Raw genomic sequence first — 21,885 nt, forward strand, 5'->3', positions numbered from 1 at the left:
GGTGAATCCTGAAGGCGCGATACACGAGTGCCCCGGTGGGGAGATAGGGTTACTCTGCCCGGGGCCGGGTGGACTCGTACGGGTGGGGAGTGACATGGAACAGATAACAGTGCGCAGCAGGGCCAGGGTCCCTGCGATCACCTGCGGGAGCAGCGCGACCAGCTCGCGCCTCGACCGGCATCTGGCGGTGCTGGGCGGTCCTGCCATCCCGCAGCAGAAGACCGTCGAGGCGACCTCGCTGATGCGGGAGCTGACGGCGCGGGACACCCGGCGCACGCACAGCGACCGGGGTGCGCGGGTCCGCAGGGTCTCCCTCTTCGCGCCCCTGCGCCGACTGCGTCGTTCGCTGTTCGGCGGCCACTAGTCCGGTCCTCGACCGGCCGCTGATCCGGCCCCGATCCGGCCACTGATCCCCTTGAGCGCCCTTTGGCGCTCACTGGGCGAACCGACGGTCCTGGACCCTGTCCAGGGCCCGCGCTCAGGCCGCCACACCGTCCCGGCGCAGCGCTGCGATCTCGTCGTCCGTCATTCCCACGGCACGCAGCAGCGCCCCGGTGTGCTGTCCGAGCGCGGGCACGTCGCCCATCCGCGCCTCGCCCCCGCCCGGCAGCGTGAGCGGCGGCAGCAGCGCCCGCAACGGCCCCACCGGCGAACCCACCTGACGCCATCGGTCCCGGGCCGCCAGCTGCGGATGCTCCGCCAGCTCACGCGGATCCCGCAGCCGGGCACAGGCGAGCCCCGCCCGCTCCAGCCGCGCCAGTGCCTCGCCGGTGTCCAGCGCGCCGAGCGCCCGTGCCACCGCCGCGTCCGTCTCCGCCCGGTGCGCGACCCGCGCCGCGTTCGTCGCGAACACCGGGTCCGTCCCCAACTCCGGCCGCTCCAGAACCTGTTCGGCAAGCCGCCGCCACTCCCGGTCGTTCTGCACCGACAGCAGCACCTGGCCGCCGTCCGCCGTCGGATAGGCGTCGTAGGGCGCGATGACGGGATGCGCGAGACCGGTGCGCGCCGGGGGCTCGCCGTCGTGCATCGTGTGGTGCAGCGGATGCCCCATCCACTCCGCGAGCGAGTCCAGCAGGGACACCTCCACCGGACCGCCGCGCCCGGTGGCGCCCCGGCGCACCAGCGCCGCGAGCACCCCCGAGAAGGCGTACATGGCCGCCGCGATGTCCGCCGCCGGGATCCCCGCCTTCACCGGCCGCTCCGGCGTCCCGGTGACCGACACCAGACCCGTCTCGCACTGCACCAGCATGTCGTAGGCCCGCTTGTCCGCGTACGGGCCGTGGGGGCCGTACCCCGAGATGTCCACGGCGATCAGCCGCGGATGGTCCGCGCACAGGGTGGCCGCGTCCAGGCCGAGCCGGGCCGCGGCCCCGTGCGCCAGATTCTGCACGAACACGTCCGCGTCCGCGACCAGCCGCCGTACGACCTCCCGGCCGCGCGGATCCTTCAGATCGAGGGCGAGGGACTCCTTGCCGCGGTTGCACCACACGAAGTGCGAGGCGAGCCCGCCCGCCGCGGTGTCGTAGCCCCGCGCGAAGTCGCCCCCGTCCACCCGCTCCACCTTGATGACCCGGGCCCCCAGATCGGCGAGCTGCCGGGTCGCGAAGGGCGCCGCCACGGCCTGTTCGACGGCGACGACGGTGATGCCCTCCAGGGGGAGCGGCTGGGCTGCTGAGGGATGATCCGCGAGGTGCTCCATGGGGTGGATGATCTCCCCCTCGGGCGGGTCTGTCAGTACGGCGTATGTCACTCACCGCGGCGGTACCGGCGCACCGCGAGCGGCAGGAACACCGCGATCAGGGCGAGGCTCCAGGCGAGCGAACCGGCGACCGGATCCTCGACGCGTACGCATGACCCCGTCCGTCACAGCAGCGCGAACTGGCCTTCCGGGCCCTCCTCGGGGTAGTCCAGGACCGAGGCGGGCAGGTGGCAGGAGTGCGGGGGTGGGAGGACGGACGCGTGGCGCAGGTCCGTCGCGGTGATCGTCGAGGGGATCGCCAAGTCGGCCTTCTGCGGGCGTGCTTCGGCCAGGAGTGCCAGCACGGTGATCAGCTCCAGCAGTTCCGAGGTCCAGGTCTGGAGCCAGGCGGTGGGCCGGATCGCCTCCAGGGTGCCGGGGGTGCCGGGTGCCGTGCGGGCGGTGAACCAGGACTCCAGGACCCGGACCCCGTTCAGCTCGTACTCCCAGGCTCCGGCGGGGACGGGGGAGACGCGGCCCTCGTCCAGATGCAGGGCCTCCTCCTCGGGGTCGTAATGGAGGGTGGCCGGGCGGGGCGGCAGCGGGGCGCGGACGTAGGGGCGGCGGCCGCCGGGGAGTTTGGGGCGGTCGCCGTCGCGGCGCAGCAGCCAGAGCAGCCGGCGGCCCGACTCCAGGCCGGCCGACCAGAGTTCCGCGTCGTCGGTCAGCGGGACCGTGCGGTCGGGGCGGGCCGCGGCCAGGAACCAGGCCGCCAGGTCGAGAGGGGTGACCTGGACGCCCAGACGGGCCGCGAGATGGTCCAGGAGGCCGGGCGCCAGATTGGGGTCCGCGGCGGCCGGGCGGCGGTACAGGGGCCGGATCCGTCCGCTGCGCAGGGTCGGCAGCAGCCCGGTGGCCAGCAGCGGGTGGCGCTCGTCCGGGGTCTCCACCAGGAAGACCTGCCGCTCGTCCGCCACCCGCCACAGCTCCGGGCGGGCCGCGTCGAGCAGCCGGTGGTCCGGGATCAGCCACTGCTCGTCGAAGGGCGCCGCCAGCACCCGTACCGGCTCCGCGCACGGCCCCTCGGCGCGCGCCAGCCGCTCGGTACCGCCCGTCCGGCCCGGCAGCTGGCCCACGGCCGAGTGCAGGGTGCGGGCCCTGCTCGGCTCGAACAGGGCCTCGCGGTCCGGGAGTTCCGCCTTCAGCAGCGCGTCCCAGCGGGCCCGCAGACAGGCCGGATCGGGGGCCGTCGGCCAGGCGCGGCCCGGCCGCGGCGGTGCGACGGACCACGGCATGAGGTCCGCCAGCAGCGGAGCGTCGTCGTCGTACGGCACGCTGGGCATCGTACGGGCCGAGGGCGCGCGGCGGGTCAGGTGGCGTCCAAGGTCACCGTGAAGGAGAAGCGGTCGCCCCGGTAGTGGATCACCGCCACGTCCAGCACCCGGCCCTCGGTGTCATAGGTGATGCCGGTGTAGTGCAGGATCGGGCTGAGCAGCGGGACCTGGAGGAGACGGGCGGTCTCCGGGTCGGCGAGCCGGGCCTCCACCGTGTCCGTGATCCGGCTGATGTCCGCCTTGACGACGTCCCGCAGCACCTTCGTCATCGGCCAGCGGACCAGATCGTCCACGTCGATCCGCTCGGCCAGTTCGGGGCGTACGTGGTTGATGGCGTGGTTGGTCGGCTCGTCGGTCTTCTCGTCGAAGCGCAGCCTGTGGTACGTGGCCACCTCGGTGAGCCCGGGGAAGCAGTCCGTGAGCCCGCCCGGCACCGGCGCGGGCCCGTGCGCCAGCAACTCCGTGCGCATCCCGGACTGCTGGGCCACGATCGCGTCCACCGAGCCCAGCAGCCGCACCGGGGCGCCGCGCCGCGCATCGGGCTCGATGAACGTGCCGCGCCGCCGGTGCCGGCTGATCAGCCCCTCGTCCTCCAGCTCCTTCAGCGCCTGCCGCATGGTCAGCACGCTCACCCCGTAGTGCTCCGCCAGGCGCTCCTCGGTGGGCAGGCGCAGCGGGTCCGCGGGCGAGCGGCCCAGTATCGAGGCGCGCAGCGACTGCGACACCTGGTACCAGAGCGGCAGCTTGCGGTTCAGGACGATCGAGTCAGGGGCGAATGAGGTCACGCTGATATCCGTACCGGTCGGGAACAACGGGCGCAACAGAGGTGTCAGATACGGAAGTTACGCGTCAGGCCCCGCCACACGTCGTCGTACGCCCGCTGGAGGTGGTCGGCGCCGGCCGCGTCCGGGGTGAGCGTCAGCGGCCAGCGGGTCTCGAACATGAAGGCGAGGCCGTCGTCGATCTTCTGCGGCTTCAGCTCGGCCGCGCTCGCCCTGTCGAACGTCTCCCGGTCCGGGCCGTGCGCCGACATCATGTTGTGCAGCGAGCCGCCGCCCGGCACGAAGCCCTCCGCCTTCGCGTCGTAGGCGCCCTCGATCAGGCCCATGTACTCGGTCATCACGTTCCGGTGGAAGTACGGCGGCCGGAAGGTGTCCTCGCCCACCAGCCAGCGCGGCGCGAAGACCACGAAGTCGACGCCGGCCAGGCCCGGGGTGTCCGAGGGCGAGGTCAGGACGGTGAAGATGGAGGGGTCGGGGTGGTCGTAGGAGATCGAGCCGATCACATTGAAGCGGCGCAGGTCGTAGACGTACGGCACATGGTTGCCGTGCCAGGCGACCACGTCGAGCGGTGAGTGGTCGTACGTGGCGGTCCAGAGGTTGCCGCAGAACTTGTTGACCACCTCCACCGGCCCCTCGGTGTCCTCGTGGGCGGCGACCGGCGCGCGGAAGTCCCGTGCGTTGGCGAGGCCGTTGGCGCCGATCGGGCCGAGGTCGGGCAGCCGGAACGGCGCCCCGTAGTTCTCGCACACATAGCCGCGGGCCGACTCGTCCAGCAGCTCCACCCGGAACCGCACCCCGCGCGGGATCAGCGCCACGTGCGCGGGCTCCACACACAGCCGCCCGAACTCGGTGTGCAGCAGCAGCCCGCCGCGCTCCGGGACGATCAGCAGCTCGCCGTCCGCGTCCGAGAAGACGCGCTCCATCGAGGCGTTGGCGTGGTACAGATGCACGGCCATGCCCGCCCGCTGGGTCGCGTCGCCGTTGCCGCCGAGCGTCCACAGGCCCGCGAGGAAGTCGGTGCCCGCGGCCGGCTCGGGCAGCGGGTTCCAGCGCAGCCGGTTGGGGTCCGGCACGGTCTCGGTGAAGGGCGCCGTACGGATCGAGCCGTTGGCAGTCCGGGTGAACCGCGGATGCGCGGCCGACGGACGGATCCGGTACAGCCACGAGCGGCGGTTGTGCGCCCGCGGCTCGGTGAAGGCCGCGCCGCTGAGCTGCTCCGCGTAGAGGCCGAGCGGCGCGCGCTGCGGCGCGTTGCGGCCCTCGGGCAGGGCGCCCGGCACCGCCTCCGAGGCATGCTCATTGCCGAACCCGGTCAGATACGACAGTCCCTCGGCCCTCTTGCGCGCGTCCCCGCTCATGGTCGCCCCCACGCTCCTCTGCGCTTGTTGACTGCATCCGTTTATTCCTATGGGACACCGTAGGAATCAGCGGGGCCGGGCGCAAGAGGGCGGGGCCTCCTCCCTCGGGGGTAGATCGGGAACCCGACTTCAGACGGATTCCCGCGCCCGCCCCCGTGTTCTACGCTCCCGGGCATGTCGTGGACGAAGGAGACCCGAGGACGCCCGGCCGCGCTCGCGGTGTGCCTTCTGCTGACCCTCGGCGCGGCCGGCTGCGGCACCGCGCGCGGGGGCACGGGCCTCGGTCCGGGCGGGGACGCGAGCGCCGGGGCGGCCGGCGCGGACTCGCCCTCGCCCGTCGGCAAGGTCCTCGACGGCACCGACGACAGCGGCCGCCATCTGCGCGAGGCCAGCGGCGGGAACGCCCCCGAGGTCGGCGTCGAGGTCACCCCGGACGCCGCCGACGGCTGGGACGTGCGGCTGACCTTCCGCCACTTCCGGGTCTCCACGCCCGGCGCGCGCCCCACCGCGGTCACCGGGCGCGGGCCCGCCTGTCTCTTCGTGGACGGCCGCCGCGTCGCCCGGCTGTACACGCCCCGGTACCGGCTGCCCGGCCGGCTCGTCCCGCACGGCACCCACCATGTCACCGCCCGCCTGTACGCCGACGACGGCACGGTGTGGGCCGTACACGGCAAGCCGGTCCAGAGCACCGCCGACATCACGGTGTCGGACACCCGGCCGCCGGGGCCCACGCCCGCGGGCGCCGACCGCCTGTCGGACGGCTGAGGGGGGCGCGCACGCGTCTTTCGTACCCTGGGACCAGGTTCACCGGACCCCGGCGGAAAGGCATCATGAAGCCCGTGCCCCACGCGACCTCGCTCCGCCGCGCCCCCGTCCAGCGGCGCAGCGCCGAACGGCTGACCAGGATCCTCGACGCCTGCGCCGAACTCCTCGACGAGGTGGGCTACGACGGTCTGAGCACCCGAGCCGTCGCGGTGCGCGCCGGAGTGCCCATCGGCTCGGTCTACCGCTTCTTCGGCAACAAACGGCAGATGGCCGACGCCCTCGCGCAGCGCAATCTGGAGCTGTACATCGAGCAGGTCATCGGGCGCCTGGAGCGGGCGGCGGCGGGGGACTGGCGGGCCGCGATGGACGCCGTCCTGGACGAGTACCTGGCGATGAAGCGCACCGCGCCCGGCTTCTCCCTGGTCGACTTCGGCAACCAGATCCCGGTCGGCGCCCGCCAGGCGGAGCCCAACAGCCGGATCGCCGACCGGCTTTCCGAACTGCTCGCCGGCTATATCGGCCGCACCCCCGACGAGGCGCTGCGGCGGGCCTTCCTGGTCGCCGTGGAGAGCGCGGACACCCTGGTCCAACTGGCCTTTCGGCTCGATCCGGAGGGCGACGAGGCGATCATCCACGAGACCCGGGAACTGCTGCGCGCCTACCTGGGACGCCTGCTGGACTGACCGGTCGGCCACAGGGGCTCCCCGACATGCCAACCGGTCGGTAGGCTCCGGTGTGTCCGCGCTCCCGCGCCGCCGACCCTCCGGGAGGACCCGTGTCCCGCACCGCCCTGCGTGTCTGCCCGCTGTGCGAGGCCACCTGCGGACTGACCCTCACCATCGAGGGCGCCCGGATCACCGGCGCCCGCGGCGATGCCGAGGACGTCTTCAGCAAGGGCTTCATCTGCCCCAAGGGCGCCGCCCTCGGAGCCCTCGACGCCGACCCCGACCGGCTGCGCACCCCGCTGGTGCGGCAGAACGGGCGGCTGCGCGAGGCGAGTTGGGAGGAGGCGTTCGACGCGATCGCCGCCGGGCTGCGCCCCGTGGTGGAGCGGTACGGCCCCGACGCCGTCGGTGTGGTCCTCGGCAACCCCAACGCGCACACCGTGGCCGGAGCCCTCTACCCGCCGCTGCTGCTCGGCGCCCTGCGCACCCGGAGCCTGTTCACCGCCTCCACGGTCGACCAGATGCCCAAGCATGTCGCCGCCGGCCTGCTGTTCGGCGACGCCCACGCCATCGCCGTACCCGACCTGGACCGCACCGACCATCTGCTGCTCATCGGAGCCAACCCGCTGGAGTCCAACGGCAGTCTGTGCACCGCCCCCGACTTCCCGGGCCGCCTCAAGGCGCTCAGGGCGCGCGGCGGACGGCTGACCGTGGTCGACCCGCGCCGCACCCGCACCGCCCGGCTCGCCGACCGCCATGTGGCGATACGGCCAGGCGCCGACGCCCTGCTGCTCGCCGCGATGGCCCGCACGCTGTTCGCGGAGGACCTGGTCGACCTCGGCGCCCTCGCCCCGCATGTCGAGGGCGTCGCCGCACTCCGCGCGGCGCTCGCCGACTTCACCCCCGAGTCCGTCGCCCCCGCCTGCGACGTCGAGGCGGACGTCATCCGCGCCCTCGCCCGGGAACTCGCCGCCGCCCCGACCGCCGCCGTCTACGCCCGCATCGGCAGCTGCACCGTCCCGCACGGCACCCTCGCCAGCTGGCTGGTCGACGTCCTGAACATCCTCACCGGCAATCTGGACCGCCCCGGCGGCGCCCTCTTCCCGCTGGCTGCCACTGCCAGGGCCCCCCGCCCGGCGGGCCCCGGCCACGGCTTCCAACTGGGCCGCTGGCACTCGCGGGTACGACGACTCCCCGAGGCCAAGGGCGAGTTGCCGCTGGCCGCGCTCGCCGAGGAGATCGACACCGCCACCGAGGAGGGCGAGCCGATCCGGGCACTGATCGTCGTGGCCGCCAACCCGGTGCTCTCCGCGCCCGACGGCGACCGCCTGGACAAGGCCCTCGGCTCCCTCGACTTCATGGTGAGCGTCGACCCGTACCTCAACGAGACCTCGCGCCACGCCCAGGTCGTGCTGCCCCCGCCGCCGCCCTCGCAGAGCCCGCACCACGACTTCGTGTTCAACGCCTTCGCCGTGCGCAACCAGGTCCGCTACAACCGTCCCGCGCTCCCGCTGGAGCCAGGCCGGATGGCCGAGAGCGAGATCCTCGCCCGGCTCACTCTCGCGGCCACCGGTATGCACGGCGCCGACCCCGGCGCCGTGGACGCCCTGGCCGTCGAGCAGACCCTGGCCAAGGCCGTACGGGACCCCGACTCGGCGGCGTACGGCCGTGATCCGGGCGAACTGGCCGGGCTGCTCACCGGTGAGTCCGGCCCCGAGCGCCGGCTCGACCTGATGCTGCGCCTCGGCCCCTACGGCGACGGCTTCGGCGCCAGGCCGGACGGCCTGACCCTGGCCGCGCTGCTCGCCCACCCGCACGGCATCGACCTCGGCCCGCTGCGCCCGCGCCTGCCCGGACCCCTCAAGACCCGCAGCGGCAAAGTGGAGTTGCTGCCCGCACCGCTCGCCGCCGATCTGCCCCGGCTGCGCGCCGCCCGCGCCGAACGCCCTGCGGGGCTCGTCCTCGTCGGCCGCCGCCATCTGCGCTCCAACAACAGCTGGATGCACAACGTGCCCGCCCTCACCGGCGGCTCCAACCGCTGCACCCTGCATCTGCACCCCGAGGACGCGGGGCGGCTCGGTGTCCTGGACGGCGCGGAGGTACGGGTCAAGGGCGCCGGGGGAGAGGTGGTGGCACCGGCCGAGGTCACCGACGCGGTACGCCCCGGCGTGGTCAGCCTCCCGCACGGCTGGGGCCACGGCCGCCCCGGCACCCGGCTCGGCCACGCCGCCACCACGCCGGGCGTCAACGTCAACCAACTTCTCGACGGGAGCCTGCTCGACCCGCTGTCGGGCAACGCGGTCCTCAACGGCATTCCCGTGGAGCTGACCGCGGTGCTCCCCGGCGAGTCGAATTAGTCATATCGTCATATTGCTCCGCCAGGGGGATATCTGACGGCGCGCCGGGCCGCGATGCCGTCGGGCGTCGTGCGCATTGGGCAGAGTCCAGACGAGATCGATTTGTATGAAAATCGTCTGACTCGGAGGAAATGCGTATGCCTACCCGGACATTCTCACGCACCGCCGGTACCCGCGCCGGCGCCACCGTCGTCCTGACCGCTCTCGCCGCGGCGGGTGCGTCGTGGGTGGCGGCGCCGACCGCCATGGCCCAGGGGGAGAACGGCGACATCAGAGTCCACCGGGTCGGCACGCCTTACGGCGTCTCGAAGGACGACCCCGTGGTCTGCCGGTTCTACCTGGACGCCGTCAACTTCGACGTCCTGCCCGTCATCGCCTACACCATCACGCCGCAGCCCCCGCTGCCCACCTCCGCCACCGTCACCGGCACCATCCAGCTCGCCGGGGGCGCCGGGCACACCGACCCGCTGGGCCTCGCGGACGGCCAGTACCGGGTCACCTGGACCGTGGCCGGGGCCCTCAAGGAGAAGGTCTTCCGGGTCAACTGCCGGGAGAACGGCAACCAGGGCGCGCCCGGCCAGATCGACGACCACCAGCAGGAGCACAACGACACCAGCTGGGGCCAGAGCGGCGACCACGGCGGCCCGCAGGGCGGGGTGCACGCCGGCGGCGGCGGTCTCGTCGACACCGCGGCCGCGTACTCCCCGGTGGGTGCCGCCGCGGCGGTGGGTCTGATCGCGGTCGGCGGGGCCGCGTACGTCCGGCGCAACCGCCGTCGCCCCTATGGCGCCGCGTAGGCGCAGACGCAGGCCCTGGTACCGGACCCGCGCCTTTCGCCTCGCCAGGACGGCCGCCCTCACGGCCGTCCTGGTGACGCTCGTCAGCCGGTGCGGGGACGACGGCTCGCCGGACCACACGGAGGCCGTCGCCGCCGGGGCGGATCCAGGCTCGGTCCGCCCGCTGCCCCGGTCCCGGCCCGCCTCCCTGCGCATCCCCTCCCTCGGCATCGACGCCCAGATCGTCGGCGTACGGCTGGGCAAGGACCGGCAGCTGGAGACACCGCCGTTCGACCGGCCCAAGGCGGCCGGCTGGTACGAGGGCGGCGCCACCCCCGGCGAGGCGGGCACCGCGATCGCCGTCGGCCACCGCGACACCCCCACCGGGCCCGCGGTGTTCGCCGCGCTCCCGCTGGTCAAGCCCGGCAAGACGATCGAGGCGCGGCGCGCGGACGGCCGTACCGCCGTCTACACCGTGGACCGGGTGCAGGTCTTCGACAAGTCCGGCTTCCCCGACAAGGAGGTGTACGGCCGCGCCCGCCGCCCGGAGCTGCGCGTGCTCACCTGCGGGGGCCTGTACAGCAGGCGCACCGGGTACAGCAGCAATGTGGTGGTCTTCGCCCATCTCACCGCGACCAGGTGAGTCCGCTCGGCGAGAGTGTCTGGCGCCGGAAAACTATCGCCGCTAGTTTGTGGGGCGGACGACGCGCATCCGCCGGGAGGAAGCAGCATGAAGGCACACGACGGTCTGTACATCGACGGCGGCTGGCGCCCCGCCGTGCGTCCGGACGATCTGATCGAGGTCGTGAACCCGGCCGACGAGCAGGTCATCGCCCGGGTCCCGGCCGCCGGCCCGGACGACGTGGACGCCGCCGTGCGCGCGGCCCGCGCCGCCCTGCCCGGCTGGGCGGCCACCCCGCCCGCCGAGCGCGCGGCCCGGCTGACCGCGCTGCGGGACGCGCTCGCGGCCCGCAAGGAGGAGATCGCCGAGACGGTCACCGCCGAACTCGGCTCCCCGCCCGCCTTCTCGGAGGCCGTGCACGCGGGCCTGCCCATCGCGGTCGCCGGCAGCTACGCCGAACTCGCCGCGAGCCGCCCCTTTGAGGAGAAGGTCGGCAACTCCACCGTCCTGCACGAGCCGGTCGGCGTGGTCGGCGCGATCACCCCCTGGAACTACCCGCTGCACCAGATCGTCGCCAAGGTCGCCCCGGCGCTCGCCGCCGGCTGCACGGTCGTCCTCAAGCCCGCCGAGGACACCCCGCTCACCGCCCAGTTGTTCGCCGAGGCGGTGCACGAGGCGGGCGTCCCGGCGGGCGTGTTCAACCTCGTCACCGGGCTCGGACCGGTCGCCGGACAGGCGCTGGCCGAGCACCCGGACGTGGACCTCGTCTCCTTCACCGGCTCCACCGCGGTCGGCCGCCGCATCGGTGCGCTGGCCGGCGGGGCCGTGAAGCGGGTCGCCCTCGAACTCGGCGGCAAGTCCGCCAATGTGATCCTGCCGAGCGCCGACCTCGCCAAGGCGGTCCACGTCGGCGTCGCCAATGTGATGTCCAACTCCGGGCAGACGTGCAGCGCCTGGACCCGGATGCTGGTCCACCGCGACCGGTACGAGGAGGCCGTCGAACTGGCCGCGGCCGCCGCCGCCAAGTACGGCGACCGCATCGGGCCGCTGGTCAACGCCAAACAGCGGGCACGGGTGCGCGGTTACATCGAGAAGGGCGTCGCGGAGGGCGCCCGCCTCGTCGCGGGCGGACCCGAAGCGCCGCGCGAACAGGGCTACTTCGTCAGCCCGACCGTCTTCGCCGACGTCACCCCGGAGATGACCATCGCCCAGGAGGAGATCTTCGGCCCGGTCCTCTCCATCCTCGCCTACGACGACGAGGACGACGCCCTGCGCATCGCCAACGGCACCGTGTACGGCCTGGCCGGCGCGGTCTGGGCCGGTGACGAGGACGAGGCGGTGGCCTTCGCCCGGCGCATGGACACCGGGCAGGTCGACATCAACGGCGGCCGCTTCAACCCGCGCGCCCCGTTCGGCGGCTACAAGCAGTCCGGGGTCGGCCGGGAACTCGGCGGCCACGGCCTCGACGAGTACCTCCAGACCAAGTCCTTCCAGTTCTAGAGGGAGTCCGCCCACCATGGCCGTACGAGCCGCTGTCCTGCCCGCCGTCGGCGCACCCCTGGAGATAACCGGCATCGAGCTGCCCGACCCGGGCCCCGGACAGGTCCGGGTCCGGCTCGCGGCGGCCGGGGTGTGCCACTCCGATCTCTCCCTGTCCGACGGCACGATGAGCGTGCCGGTGCCCGCGGTGCTCGGCCATGAGGGCGCGGGCACGGTCGTCGCCGTCGGCCCGGACGTCACCCATGTCGCGCCCGGCGCGCCCGTCGTCCTCAACTGGGCGCCCGCGTGCGGAACTTGTCACGCCTGCTCGCTCGGCGAGGTCTGGCTGTGCGCCAACGCGCTCAACGGCGCGGCCGCCGTCCACGCCCACACCGCCGACGGCACCCCGCTGCACCCCGGTCTGAACGTCGCCGCGTTCGCCGAGGAGACCGTCGTCTCCGCGTCCTGCGTGCTGCCGCTGCCGCCGGGGGTGCCGCTCACGGACGCCGCGCTCCTCGGCTGCGCCGTGCTCACCGGGTACGGCGCGATCCACCACAGCGCCCGGGTGCGGCCCGGGGAGAGCGTCGCGGTGTTCGGCGCGGGCGGGGTCGGGCTCGCCGCGCTCCAGTCGGCCCGGATCGCGGGCGCGTCCCGGATCGTCGCCGTCGACGTCTCGCCCGCGAAGGAGGACCTGGCGCGCGGCGCCGGCGCCACGGACTTCCTCCTCGCCTCCGCGACCACGCCCCGCGAGATCCGCGCCCTCACCGGCAAGCAGGGCGTGGACGTCGCCGTCGAGTGCGCGGGCCGGGCGGTCAGCATCCGCGCGGCCTGGGAGTCCACACGGCGGGGCGGCCGTACGACGGTCGTCGGCATCGGCGGCAAGGATCAGCAGGTCACCTTCAACGCCCTCGAACTCTTCCACTGGGGCCGCACCCTCTCCGGCTGCGTCTACGGCAACAGCGACCCCTCCCAGGACCTGCCGGTGCTGGCCGAACACGTCCGCGCCGGCCGTCTGGACCTGTCCGCCCTGGTGACGGAGCGGATCGGCCTGGCGGACATCCCCGGCGCCTTCGAGAACATGAAGGCAGGGAAGGGCGGACGGGCGCTGGTGGTGTTCTGAGGGGGCGAGGTGAAACGCCCCTTGAGGGGCGCGGGGAGCCGCGCGACGAGCCATGACGCGCCCGCACCCGGCGACGCGGCACTCACCCCGCCCCCGGGGCCGAGACTCAGCCCAACTCACCCGGAGAGATCCCCAGCAGCGAGCGAAGCACCCGCTCCCCCTCCCGCGTCACCCGGACCGCCCGCCCGCTCCCGATCCGCTCGCACCACCCCTCGTCCAACGCATGCCGGCAGAGCGCCGCCCCCGCCACACCGGCCAGGTGCGGGCGGCGCTCGGTCCAGTCCAGGCAGCCCCGGGCCAGCGGACGGCGGCCGGTCGGCGTCAGGGAGATCCCCGTCGCCGCGAACCACCTAACGCCCGCGTCCGTCAGCGCGAACCCCGTGTCCTGACGCAACAGCCCCCGCGCGGTCAACGCGTCCGTGAGCGCGATCCCGAGCCGCCCCGCGAGATGGTCGTAACACGTACGCCCCCGCGCCATCGCCGCCCCCGCGCTCGCCGCGCGCAGGGTACGCGCCCGCCCCGCCGCCGGAGGCACCCGCGCCGCGAGATCCTCCACCAGCGCCGCCACCCGCGCGTCGGCCAGCCGCACATACCGGTGCCGCCCCTGGCGTTCCTGGGCGAGCAGCCCGCCCGCCACCAGCTTGCCCAGGTGCTCGCTCACCGTGGACGCGGCCACCCCGGCGTGCCGCGCCAGCTCGCCCGCCGTCCAGGCCCGCCCGTCCAGCAGGGCCAGCAGACACATGGCCCGGGTCTCGTCGGCGATCAGCCCGGCCAGCGCGGCGAGCCCCGCGGCCCGGGGGTTCTCGATCCTGGTCATGCCTCCCAGCATGCGCCCGGGACACTTCGGCCGGTACCGAAGTGTCGTCACAGGACCGCCTAGGCGTCCTGCCGTACCCGCTCGTACTGCTGCGCCAGGCCGTCCAGCAGCGCGCTCAGCCCGGTCTCGAAGGCCCGCTCGTCGATCTTCTCCTGCTGCTCCGCGAGGAGATGGGCCTGCCCGAGATGCGGATAGTCGGCCGGGTCGTACGCGCTGGCGTCGTCCACGAAGCCGCCCGCGAAGGAGCCGAGCGCGGAGCCCATGATGAAGTACCGCATCAGCGCCCCGATGGACGTGGCCTGCGCCGGTGGCCAGCCCGCGTCGACCATCGCGCCGTACGCCGCGTCCGCCACCCGCAGCGCGGCCGGCCGGCGCCCGGGGCCGCGCGCGAGCACGGGGACGATGTTCGGGTGGGCGCGCAGCGCGGCCCGGTAGGAGACGGCCCAGTCGTGCAGCGCGGTCCGCCAGGCCCGGCCGTCCTCGAACATCGACAGATCGACCAGCGCGCTCACCGAGTCCGCGACCGCCTCCAGGATCTCGTCCTTGGTGCGGAAGTGGTTGTACAGCGAGGGCCCGCTCACGCCCAGCTCCGCGGCGAGCCGACGGGTGGAGACGGCCGCCAGACCCTCCCGGTCCACGAGTTCGCGGGCCGTCCGGACGATCCGGTCGGTGCTGAGCAGGGGCTTGCGCGGTCGGGCCATGGCGCACATAGTAGGGCTGGACTCGTAAACTAGCAGTGCTAATTTAAATGGGAGAGGTGATCTCGTGGTGAACCTGGGGCTGAGCGAGGAGCAGGCGGACGTACGGCGGCTCGCGCGGGACTTCGTGACCCGTGAGATCGCCCCGCACGTGATCGCCTGGGACCGGGCCGAGGAGGTCGACCGGGGCATCGTCAAGAAGCTCGGCGAGATCGGCTTCCTCGGGCTGACGATCCCGGAGGAGTACGGCGGCTGCGGCGGCGACCACCTCTCGTACTGCCTGGTCACCGAGGAACTGGGCCGCGGGGACTCCTCGGTGCGCGGCATCGTGTCCGTCTCCCTCGGTCTCGTCGCCAAGACGATCGCCGCCTGGGGGGACGAGGAGCAGAAGCGGCGCTGGCTGCCGGGTCTGACCGCGGGCGAGTACGTCGGCTGCTTCGGCCTCACCGAGCCGGGCACCGGCTCCGACGCGGGCAACCTCACCACCCGCGCGGTGCGCGACGGCGACGAGTACGTCGTCAACGGCAGCAAGATGTTCATCACCAACGGCACCTGGGCGGATGTCGTCCTGCTCTTCGCCCGCTCCACCGACGCCCCCGGCCACAAGGGCGTGAGCGCCTTCCTGGTGCCCACCGACACGCCCGGTCTGAGCCGCCGCCCGATCCACGGCAAGCTCGGTCTGCGCGGCCAGGCCACCGCCGAACTCGTTCTGGAGGACGTGCGGGTGCCCGCCGCCGCGCTGCTGGGCGAGGAGGGCAAGGGCTTCTCGGTCGCCATGTCCGCGCTCGCCAAGGGCCGGATGTCGGTGGCGGCGGGGTGCGTCGGGATAGCCCGGGCCGCCCTGGACGCTGCCGTCGCCTACGCGGGGGAGCGCGAGCAGTTCGGCAAGCCGATCGCCCGCCACCAGCTGGTGCAGGAGCTGATCAGCGACATCGCGGTCGACGTGGACGCGGCCCGGCTGCTGACCTGGCGGGTCGCCGATCTGATCGACCGGGGCGAGCCGTTCGCCGTCGAGTCCTCCAAGGCCAAGCTGTTCGCCTCCGAGGCCGCGGTCCGCGCCGCCAACAACGCGCTCCAGGTGTTCGGCGGCTACGGCTACATCGACGAGTACCCGGTCGGCAAACTCCTGCGCGACGCCCGGGTGATGACCCTGTACGAGGGCACCAGCCAGATCCAGAAGCTGGTCATCGGCCGTTCCCTGACCGGGGTCTCGGCGTTCTGAGTACCGTCTGAGTAGCTGAGCGGATGTGACGCGGGCCGGGTGCGCCGATGCTCTCCCTCATGAGTGACACATCGGTCAAGCAGCAGAGCACGGCCGCCTTCTACGGCCAGGCCGTCGCGTCCTTCGCCATCGCCATGGTGGCCACCTCCGTCGGTATCTTCCGGCTGGACACCGACGCATGGGTGCGCGCGTTCCTCGCGATCGCCGTCCTGTATCTCGTCACCTCCGCCTTCACCCTCGCCAAGGTGATCCGGGACCGCCAGGAGGCCGGGTAGATCGTCAGCCGGGTCGACCAGGCCCGCCTGGACAAGCTCCTCGCCGAGCACGTCCCCTTCGCCGAGAAGCTCGACCCTTCGCACGGCCTCCGGGCTGCTGCGCTAAGCGCTCGCTCACCGTCGGCGGTATGGTGGTGCTCCTGTCACCGAGAGGGGCGTAAGAGCGATGAGTACGGCGGCGGAGACGACCGGCGGCGAGGCGGAGCCGTGGGAAGAGGTCACCCCTGACGCGGCCCGGCGGCTGCTGGTGGCCGCCGTGGAGGCCTTCGCCGAGCGCGGCTACCACGCGACGACCACCCGGGACATCGCGGGCCGCGCCGGGATGAGCCCGGCCGCGCTCTACATCCACTACAAGACCAAGGAAGAGCTGCTCCACCGGATCAGCCGCATCGGTCACGACAAGGCCCTGGACATCCTGCGCACGGCGGCCCGCCGCGAGGGCTCCGCGAAGGAGCGGCTGGCCGACGCGGTCAGCTCCTTCGTCCGCTGGCACGCCGGGCGGCGCACCACCGCGCGGGTCGTGCAGTACGAGCTCGACGCCCTCGGCCCCGAGGCCCGCGCCGAGATCCTCGGGCTGCGCCGGCAGGTCGACGCAGAGGTGCGCGGGATCGTCGAGGACGGCGTCGCCGCGGGCGAGTTCGATGTGCTGGACGTCCAGGGCACCACGCTCGCCGTGCTGTCGCTGTGCATCGACGTGGCCCGCTGGTTCAACATCGACGGGCCACGTACGCCGGAGGCGGTCGGCGAGCTGTACGCCGAGCTGGTGCTGCGGATGGTCGGGGCGAAGTAGCCCCGCCCTGCGGCGACTTCGGGTGTCTACAGGTAGTAGCGGGACACCGACTCCGCGACGCACACCGGCTTGTCGCCGCCCTCGCGCTCCACGGTGAAGGCGACGGCGACCTGGACGCCGCCCGTGACGTCCTCGACGCCGGTGATCGTCGCGGTGGCGCGCAGCCGGGAGCCGACGGGGACGGGGGCGGGGAAGCGGACCTTGTTGGTGCCGTAGTTGACACCCATCTTCACACCGTCGACCCGCATCAGCTGGGGGCCGAAGAGCGGCAGCAGGGACAGGGTGAGATAGCCGTGCGCGATGGTCGTCCCGAACGGCCCCGCGGCGGCCTTCTCCGGGTCCACATGGATCCACTGATGATCCCCGGTGGCCTCGGCGAAGAGATCGATCCGCTTCTGGTCGACCTCCAGCCAGTCCGTGTGGCCCAGCTGCTCGCCCACGGCCGCCTTCAGCTCGGCGGGGGAGGTGAAGATCCTCGGTTCTGCCATGTTCCCGGCCTCTCGATCGTCTGCCTAAGCAACTGCTTAGCATGGTCGGGTGTCGGGTCGATGTCAACGGACAGGCCCCAGGGCCTGTCCGACCATTCCCGTCTGCCGTGCGACGCCATGCACGCACTCTCGCGGCACCGGGCGCAGACCCGAGTACGTCCAGTACGAGGGCCTACGCCCGGCACCCCGAGAGCACGCACCTGACGCCGCGCGGCCGCCCTCCGGGCGACGACGGGAATGGTCGGACAGGCCCTAGTGTCCTGAGTCTTTGATCCGTCGGCAGTAGCTGGCGAGGGATTCGAGGATTTGATCGGCGGTCTTGGTCCAGACGTATGGGCGAGGGTTGTCGTTCCAGTCGGCGACCCAGGCCCGGATGTCTCGTTCGAGGGCCTGGACGGAGCGGTGGACGCCGCGGCGGAGCTTCTTGCTGGTCAGCTCGGCGAACCACCGCTCGACCAGGTTCAGCCAGGACGAGCCGGTGGGTGTGAAATGCAGCTGGAAACGGGGATGGGCCAGCAGCCACTTCTTGATCGTCTCGGTCTTGTGAGTGGCGTAGTTGTCCAGGACGAGGTGCACCTCCAGGCCGGTCGGGATCTCGCGCTCCAGCTTGGCCAGGAACTTCTTGAACTCGGCAGTGCGGTGGCGGCGATGCAGTGAGCCGATGACTTTGCCGGTGGCCGTGTTCAGAGCGGCGAACAGCGTCGTGGTGCCCGCGCGCACGTAATCGTGGCTGGCCCGTTGCGGGACACCGGGCATCATCGGCAGCACAGGCTGAGAGCGGTCCAGTGCCTGGATCTGGGACTTCTCGTCGACGCAGAGCACCAGTGCCCTTTCGGGCGGGTCGAGGTAGAGCCCGACCACGTCGTGGACCTTGTCGACGAAGAATGGATCGGTGGACAGCTTGAATGACTCGGCCCGGTGGGGCTGAAGGCCGAAGGCCCGCCAGACCCGGGAGACGGTGGACTGGGACAGGCCGACCCGCTCGGCCATCGAGCGTGTCGACCAGTGCGTGGCGTTCTTCGGCTTCGTCTCCAGCGTCATCCGGACCAGCTCGGCGACTTGCTCATCGGTGACCGTCCGCTCCCGGCCCGGGCGGGGCGCGTCACCCAGGCCGTCCAGCCGGTCTCTGAGGAAACGGCCCCGCCACTTGGATACCGTCTCCGTGGTCACCCCGGCGGCAGCGGCCACCGAACTGGCCGACCGGGGCAGTCCATCAGGCTCCATTTCGGCGCACGCCAGCACGATTCGGGCCCTCAACGCCAGAGCCTGCGGCGTCGATTGCCCCCGCACCAACCCACCGAGCACCCGCCGCTCGTGATCCGACAACACCAACTCGGCCAGTCTCGGCCCAGGACGTCCCATGTCCTGACCAACGATGGATCAAGGACTCAGGACACTAGGCTCTGAGGGGTGCCGCAGATTCCCGAGAAGATCCATGAGCTGACCGTCGGCCAGCTGGCCGCGCGCAGCGGTGCCGCCGTGTCCGCGCTGCACTTCTACGAGGCCAAGGGCCTGATCACCAGCCGCCGCACCGGGGGCAACCAGCGCCGGTTCAGCCGGGACACGCTGCGCCGGGTGGCGTTCATCCGCGCGGCGCAGCGTGTCGGCATCCCCCTGGCCACGATCCGCTCCGCGCTGGCCGAGCTGCCGGAGGAGCGCACCCCGACGCGGGAGGACTGGGCGCGGCTCTCGGAGGCGTGGCGCGCGGAGCTGGACGAGCGGATCACGCAGCTCAACCGGCTGCGTGACCACCTGACCGACTGCATCGGCTGCGGCTGCCTGTCGCTGGACACCTGTGTGCTGTCCAACCCGGACGACAAGTTCGGAGAGCGGCGGGCGGGGTCGCGGCTGATGGCGGAGGGCCACTGAACCCAGGGCTCAGCGGTCCGGGTCCGGACCCGGACCCGGACCCGGTCACTCGTACTCCGTGCCGCCCTTGCGGGTCAGATACGCCGGACTCACCGCCTTCGCGATCGCGCGGCCGCCGGTCACCGGGCTGTACCGCTCGCCGGCCGGCCGTATCACCACGCCCTCGCGCAGATGCAGCTCACGACCGGAGACCGTCTCCCGGCCGCTCGCGACCGAGAGCACCCGGTCGATGTCGTACGGCCCCTCGTACAGCCGGGGCACCACCGGCAGTTCGCCGTCCAGTACGGCGGTGTCCAGCCAGCGCACGGTGCCCCCGATCTCCGCCGAGACGTCGAACACCGCGTACCCGAGGGTCTCGCGGCGGCCGTCCGCGCCGTACGTCAGATCCTGCACACCCGCGCCGTACACCTCGCCGAAGACGCCGATCCGCCGGGCCCCGAGCCGTTCCGCGAGGCGGGCGGCGGCCTCGGGGACGCCGTGGGCGTGCACGGCGCGCCAGTACAGATTGCGGGGGTCCTCCTTGAGCGCGAGCGACCTGGCGCCGAAGCCCTTGGAGGAGACGTACACCCGCCCCTCGTCGGCGACATACGTCAGCAGGCAGGCCGAGCCGTGCAGCTTCTCGGTGAGCACCACCGGCTCGCCGGGGGTGAAGATGTCCGGATGGCGCTGGATGTTCTCGATGTCGACCCAGGGCAGCAGCTCGGACGCCGGCTCCACCTCACCGTTCATGGTGGGCGGGATCGGCGGCACCCATTTGGTGATGCCGAGCCGCTCCGCGAAGTCCGTGCCCAGGGCGGCCGCGGCGGCGAGATCGACGCCGTCGAGCGCCTTCGGCCGGCACACGAGGCCCTGAGACAGTTCGCCGCGCAGCCGTACCGCCCTGACCCGGTTCGCGGCCGACCCCGCGAGCCGCCCGGTCAGCCCCAGCTCCTCGATCAACTCATCGGGCAGCACGGCCTGTTCGGGGATGTACAGCGCCACCTCCCCACTGCGGAACGCCCCCTTGGCCACCACGGCCCGGTAAAGCCCCACCTGCGCCAGCTCCAGCGCGTCGGCGTTCGGGTGCTCATGGACGGTCAGCACCTCGGCGGTCACCCGCAGCGTGGACATGGAGATCCCCCGTTCCTCACGGCTTTCGACTCCCGCCACTGTCGCGGACACCAAACCCGTGGAACGAGCCAATTCCCGCCTGCTACTGTCCCGTCGGCCTACGGCGCGCGCCGGGCCGAGCCGTACTGGAGCAGGCCCTCCGTCACCAACCGGGCGTTGGACGCGACCCGTTCGCCGTCCGGCAGCAGCAGGGTGTCCTCCAGGCCGATCCGGGTCGCCAGGCCGAGCCGGGCGGCGAGGCGGAGGACGGGCCAGGTGCCGCCCTCCTCGCCGTGCAGGAGGAGCGGGCGGCCGTGCGCCTTACCCAGGGCGGCCAGCAGAGCGCGGGCCGAGGTCTCCGCCGTGGCCGGGTCCGGGTCCATGACCTCCGCCAGGACGCGCAGGACCCGGGGGCCGAGGGCGGAGACGGTGAAGCGGGCCGCGCCGTCCGTGCCGGACCAGATGCCCGCCTCGACGGCCACGCCCCGCTCCAGCAGCAGGGCGGCCAGCTCCTCCGCGCCCGGTTCATGCCAGTTGACCGAGGCGAAGTCGGGCAGCGGGGACCAGGAGCGCACCCGGGCGAGCCGGGCGGCGGGGTCGGGTTCGGCCCAGGCGCCGGTGGTCACCCCGATCGGCACCGCGACCCGCTCGCGCAGCGCTTCGAGGACCGGGGTGAGGACGCGGGGGGAGAGGCTGTCGTGCCCGCAGGGGCACTTGGGGTGGACATGGATCTCCGTGGCCCCGGCGGCGACGGCGTCCGCGGCGGAGCGCGCCAGGTCCTTCGGTGACATCGGGACGGCCGCGCCGTGCTCGGCGGTACGGCTTCCGTTCAGACATGCCTGCACCATGCTTCGATGGTGCCAGTCTCCGCCGGTGAGGTCAGCGGAGCGAGATCGGTGGAGCATGGGGGCGCGGCATCCCCTGCGCGGCCCCCGGACATTCCCCTGCCGAGGTCCTCGCCGGCCCGGTCAGGCCGGCATCAGCAGCCGCCCCCGCCTGGCGTACGCCAGCGCCTGCGAGGAGAGCACCGGGCGCGGGACGAGTATCCCGCAGTCGCCGCACACCGGTCCCGAGGACGGCTCATGGTCGAGGCCGTACTTCCATACGAGCCGGTCGGCGCCGCAGACCGGGCAGCTCGCCCCCGGCTCCCGCTCCAGCGCGTCGATCAGCCGGCGCAGCACCTCGGCCAGCGGATCGGAAGGATGCACCCGCGGATCGTCGCACCAGGCGACCCCGAAGCCGCCCCAGGTCAGCCGGTGCCAGTCGTCCACACTGCCCGGCCGGCGCAGCCCGTCGTGCTTCTCGCGGCGGCGGCGCTCGGTGAACTCGCTCTCGTAGCGGAGCCAGACGGAGCGGGCCTCCTCCAGCTCCTCCAGTGCGGCCACGAGCCGCGCCGGGTCGGGGGAGCGGTCCTCGGGACCGAACCCGGCCCGCGCGCACAGATGGTCCCATGTCGCCCGATGCCCGTAAGGGGCGAACTTCTCAAGGCACTTGCGCAGCGAATAGCGCCGCAGCGCCAGATCGCAGCCCGGATCGCGTACCTGTCTCGCCAGACTCCGGAAACCGGCCATCGCCCTGCACCTCCGTCACACCTGCACCTGCTCCGCGGCCACTTCGGCGTCGTCGTACGGACGTCGCCTGATAGACGTGTCGACAGGCGCTTCGGCTCCATCTCTTCTCGCGCTTGTTCTGCTCGGCCTT

General features: G+C 72.9%; 22 protein-coding genes and 1 pseudogene. 12 read left to right on the plus strand and 11 right to left on the minus strand.

Annotation, left to right across the window (positions count from 1 at the left end):
* The first annotated feature begins 94 nt into the window (after positions 1-94).
* Positions 95-364, plus strand: a complete 270-nt coding sequence (locus HEP81_RS30125) for a hypothetical protein (RefSeq protein WP_037658345.1) — start codon at positions 95-97, stop codon at positions 362-364.
* A 114-nt stretch (positions 365-478) separates the two neighbouring features.
* On the opposite strand, the gene HEP81_RS30130 is transcribed toward HEP81_RS30125, so the two are convergent.
* From HEP81_RS30130 to hmgA, 4 genes are all read right to left on the minus strand, one after another.
* Complete coding sequence (locus HEP81_RS30130) at positions 479-1,699, minus strand: CaiB/BaiF CoA transferase family protein (RefSeq protein ID WP_051850316.1); 1,221 nt, start codon at positions 1,697-1,699, stop codon at positions 479-481.
* A 164-nt stretch (positions 1,700-1,863) separates the two neighbouring features.
* The gene (locus HEP81_RS30135) at positions 1,864-3,021 is read right to left on the minus strand and encodes a type ISP restriction/modification enzyme (protein WP_037658306.1); all 1,158 of its coding nucleotides are present in this window, start codon (positions 3,019-3,021) and stop codon (positions 1,864-1,866) included.
* Positions 3,022-3,047: 26 nt separating this feature from the next.
* Positions 3,048-3,797 carry a GntR family transcriptional regulator gene (locus HEP81_RS30140; protein WP_037658309.1) on the minus strand — a complete coding sequence of 250 codons (750 nt, stop codon included), beginning with the start codon at positions 3,795-3,797 and terminating at the stop codon, positions 3,048-3,050.
* Between the two features lie 44 nt (positions 3,798-3,841).
* Positions 3,842-5,152 carry a homogentisate 1,2-dioxygenase gene (hmgA, locus tag HEP81_RS30145; protein WP_037658311.1) on the minus strand — a complete coding sequence of 437 codons (1,311 nt, stop codon included), beginning with the start codon at positions 5,150-5,152 and terminating at the stop codon, positions 3,842-3,844.
* Positions 5,153-5,326: 174 nt separating this feature from the next.
* On the opposite strand from hmgA, the gene HEP81_RS30150 reads away from it, so the two are divergent.
* The 7 genes from HEP81_RS30150 (at position 5,327) to HEP81_RS30180 (ending at position 12,936) form a co-directional block, all read left to right on the plus strand.
* The gene (locus tag HEP81_RS30150) at positions 5,327-5,917 is read left to right on the plus strand and encodes a hypothetical protein (protein WP_037658313.1); all 591 of its coding nucleotides are present in this window, start codon (positions 5,327-5,329) and stop codon (positions 5,915-5,917) included.
* A 65-nt stretch (positions 5,918-5,982) separates the two neighbouring features.
* On the plus strand, positions 5,983-6,600 hold the full coding sequence (locus tag HEP81_RS30155; RefSeq protein WP_037658315.1) for a TetR/AcrR family transcriptional regulator: 618 nt from the start codon (positions 5,983-5,985) through the stop codon (positions 6,598-6,600).
* 92 nt (positions 6,601-6,692) lie between these two features.
* Positions 6,693-8,939 carry a molybdopterin oxidoreductase family protein gene (locus HEP81_RS30160; protein WP_037658317.1) on the plus strand — a complete coding sequence of 749 codons (2,247 nt, stop codon included), beginning with the start codon at positions 6,693-6,695 and terminating at the stop codon, positions 8,937-8,939.
* Between the two features lie 137 nt (positions 8,940-9,076).
* Positions 9,077-9,736, plus strand: a complete 660-nt coding sequence (locus HEP81_RS30165; RefSeq protein WP_037658319.1) for a hypothetical protein — start codon at positions 9,077-9,079, stop codon at positions 9,734-9,736.
* A complete protein-coding gene (locus tag HEP81_RS30170) occupies positions 9,723-10,358 on the plus strand; it encodes a class F sortase (RefSeq protein ID WP_037658321.1) in 636 nt (211 codons plus the stop codon). Before HEP81_RS30165 ends, HEP81_RS30170 begins: the two co-directional genes overlap by 14 nt.
* Before the next feature lie 87 nt (positions 10,359-10,445).
* Complete coding sequence (locus HEP81_RS30175) at positions 10,446-11,837, plus strand: aldehyde dehydrogenase family protein (RefSeq protein ID WP_037658323.1); 1,392 nt, start codon at positions 10,446-10,448, stop codon at positions 11,835-11,837.
* 16 nt (positions 11,838-11,853) lie between these two features.
* Positions 11,854-12,936: a Zn-dependent alcohol dehydrogenase gene (locus HEP81_RS30180; protein ID WP_037658325.1), complete on the plus strand. Its 1,083-nt coding sequence runs from the start codon at positions 11,854-11,856 to the stop codon at positions 12,934-12,936.
* A gap of 106 nt (positions 12,937-13,042) precedes the next feature.
* Here the strand turns inward: HEP81_RS30180 and HEP81_RS30185 are convergent, their stop codons facing one another.
* Positions 13,043-13,765, minus strand: a complete 723-nt coding sequence (locus tag HEP81_RS30185) for an ArsR/SmtB family transcription factor (RefSeq protein ID WP_421673941.1) — start codon at positions 13,763-13,765, stop codon at positions 13,043-13,045.
* 47 nt (positions 13,766-13,812) lie between these two features.
* Positions 13,813-14,454: a TetR/AcrR family transcriptional regulator gene (locus HEP81_RS30190; protein WP_037658348.1), complete on the minus strand. Its 642-nt coding sequence runs from the start codon at positions 14,452-14,454 to the stop codon at positions 13,813-13,815.
* Between the two features lie 67 nt (positions 14,455-14,521).
* Here HEP81_RS30190 and HEP81_RS30195 point away from each other — a divergent pair, with 67 nt between their 5' ends.
* The 3 genes and pseudogenes from HEP81_RS30195 (at position 14,522) to HEP81_RS30205 (ending at position 16,738) form a co-directional block, all read left to right on the plus strand.
* Positions 14,522-15,673 (plus strand): acyl-CoA dehydrogenase family protein, encoded by a 1,152-nt coding sequence (locus tag HEP81_RS30195; protein ID WP_037658349.1) that lies wholly within the window; start codon positions 14,522-14,524, stop codon positions 15,671-15,673.
* Positions 15,674-15,732: 59 nt separating this feature from the next.
* Positions 15,733-16,017: pseudogene (locus HEP81_RS41695) on the plus strand (YiaA/YiaB family inner membrane protein); the annotation flags it as partial.
* A 97-nt stretch (positions 16,018-16,114) separates the two neighbouring features.
* Positions 16,115-16,738, plus strand: a complete 624-nt coding sequence (locus HEP81_RS30205) for a TetR/AcrR family transcriptional regulator (RefSeq protein ID WP_037658327.1) — start codon at positions 16,115-16,117, stop codon at positions 16,736-16,738.
* 26 nt (positions 16,739-16,764) lie between these two features.
* On the opposite strand, the gene HEP81_RS30210 is transcribed toward HEP81_RS30205, so the two are convergent.
* Both HEP81_RS30210 and HEP81_RS30215 read right to left on the minus strand, forming a co-directional pair.
* Complete coding sequence (locus HEP81_RS30210; RefSeq protein ID WP_037658329.1) at positions 16,765-17,226, minus strand: MaoC family dehydratase; 462 nt, start codon at positions 17,224-17,226, stop codon at positions 16,765-16,767.
* A 252-nt stretch (positions 17,227-17,478) separates the two neighbouring features.
* The gene (locus HEP81_RS30215) at positions 17,479-18,588 is read right to left on the minus strand and encodes an IS630 family transposase (RefSeq protein ID WP_182786078.1); all 1,110 of its coding nucleotides are present in this window, start codon (positions 18,586-18,588) and stop codon (positions 17,479-17,481) included.
* A gap of 48 nt (positions 18,589-18,636) precedes the next feature.
* Here HEP81_RS30215 and soxR point away from each other — a divergent pair, with 48 nt between their 5' ends.
* Positions 18,637-19,095, plus strand: coding sequence for a redox-sensitive transcriptional activator SoxR (gene soxR / locus HEP81_RS30220; protein ID WP_037661899.1), 459 nt, complete (start codon positions 18,637-18,639; stop codon positions 19,093-19,095).
* A gap of 45 nt (positions 19,096-19,140) precedes the next feature.
* On the opposite strand, the gene HEP81_RS30225 is transcribed toward soxR, so the two are convergent.
* The 3 genes from HEP81_RS30225 to HEP81_RS30235 form a co-directional block, all read right to left on the minus strand.
* A complete protein-coding gene (locus HEP81_RS30225) occupies positions 19,141-20,205 on the minus strand; it encodes an RNA ligase (ATP) (RefSeq protein WP_037661901.1) in 1,065 nt (354 codons plus the stop codon).
* A gap of 98 nt (positions 20,206-20,303) precedes the next feature.
* A complete protein-coding gene (locus tag HEP81_RS30230) occupies positions 20,304-21,032 on the minus strand; it encodes a 3-keto-5-aminohexanoate cleavage protein (RefSeq protein ID WP_037661903.1) in 729 nt (242 codons plus the stop codon).
* A gap of 120 nt (positions 21,033-21,152) precedes the next feature.
* Positions 21,153-21,755, minus strand: a complete 603-nt coding sequence (locus tag HEP81_RS30235; RefSeq protein WP_037661904.1) for a hypothetical protein — start codon at positions 21,753-21,755, stop codon at positions 21,153-21,155.
* Between the last annotated feature and the right edge of the window lie 130 nt (positions 21,756-21,885).

This window comes from Streptomyces griseofuscus (assembly GCF_014673495.1).
Lineage (GTDB): Bacteria > Actinomycetota > Actinomycetes > Streptomycetales > Streptomycetaceae > Streptomyces > Streptomyces murinus.

Bases quoted from the DNA above. Each gene is read 5' to 3' on its own strand.
- HEP81_RS30125 (WP_037658345.1), top strand. From the start codon at position 95: ATGGAACAGATAACAGTGCGCAGCAGGGCCAGGGTCCCTGCGATCACC.
- HEP81_RS30130 (WP_051850316.1), bottom strand. From the start codon at position 1,699: ATGGAGCACCTCGCGGATCATCCCTCAGCAGCCCAGCCGCTCCCCCTG.
- HEP81_RS30135 (WP_037658306.1), bottom strand. From the start codon at position 3,021: ATGCCCAGCGTGCCGTACGACGACGACGCTCCGCTGCTGGCGGACCTC.
- hmgA (WP_037658311.1), bottom strand. From the start codon at position 5,152: ATGAGCGGGGACGCGCGCAAGAGGGCCGAGGGACTGTCGTATCTGACC.
- HEP81_RS30150 (WP_037658313.1), top strand. From the start codon at position 5,327: ATGTCGTGGACGAAGGAGACCCGAGGACGCCCGGCCGCGCTCGCGGTG.
- HEP81_RS30155 (WP_037658315.1), top strand. From the start codon at position 5,983: ATGAAGCCCGTGCCCCACGCGACCTCGCTCCGCCGCGCCCCCGTCCAG.
- HEP81_RS30165 (WP_037658319.1), top strand. From the start codon at position 9,077: ATGCCTACCCGGACATTCTCACGCACCGCCGGTACCCGCGCCGGCGCC.
- HEP81_RS30170 (WP_037658321.1), top strand. From the start codon at position 9,723: ATGGCGCCGCGTAGGCGCAGACGCAGGCCCTGGTACCGGACCCGCGCC.
- HEP81_RS30175 (WP_037658323.1), top strand. From the start codon at position 10,446: ATGAAGGCACACGACGGTCTGTACATCGACGGCGGCTGGCGCCCCGCC.
- HEP81_RS30180 (WP_037658325.1), top strand. From the start codon at position 11,854: ATGGCCGTACGAGCCGCTGTCCTGCCCGCCGTCGGCGCACCCCTGGAG.
- HEP81_RS30185 (WP_421673941.1), bottom strand. From the start codon at position 13,765: ATGCTGGGAGGCATGACCAGGATCGAGAACCCCCGGGCCGCGGGGCTC.
- HEP81_RS30190 (WP_037658348.1), bottom strand. From the start codon at position 14,454: ATGGCCCGACCGCGCAAGCCCCTGCTCAGCACCGACCGGATCGTCCGG.
- HEP81_RS30205 (WP_037658327.1), top strand. From the start codon at position 16,115: ATGAGTACGGCGGCGGAGACGACCGGCGGCGAGGCGGAGCCGTGGGAA.
- HEP81_RS30210 (WP_037658329.1), bottom strand. From the start codon at position 17,226: ATGGCAGAACCGAGGATCTTCACCTCCCCCGCCGAGCTGAAGGCGGCC.
- HEP81_RS30215 (WP_182786078.1), bottom strand. From the start codon at position 18,588: ATGGGACGTCCTGGGCCGAGACTGGCCGAGTTGGTGTTGTCGGATCAC.
- HEP81_RS30225 (WP_037661901.1), bottom strand. From the start codon at position 20,205: ATGTCCACGCTGCGGGTGACCGCCGAGGTGCTGACCGTCCATGAGCAC.
- HEP81_RS30230 (WP_037661903.1), bottom strand. From the start codon at position 21,032: ATGGTGCAGGCATGTCTGAACGGAAGCCGTACCGCCGAGCACGGCGCG.
- HEP81_RS30235 (WP_037661904.1), bottom strand. From the start codon at position 21,755: ATGGCCGGTTTCCGGAGTCTGGCGAGACAGGTACGCGATCCGGGCTGC.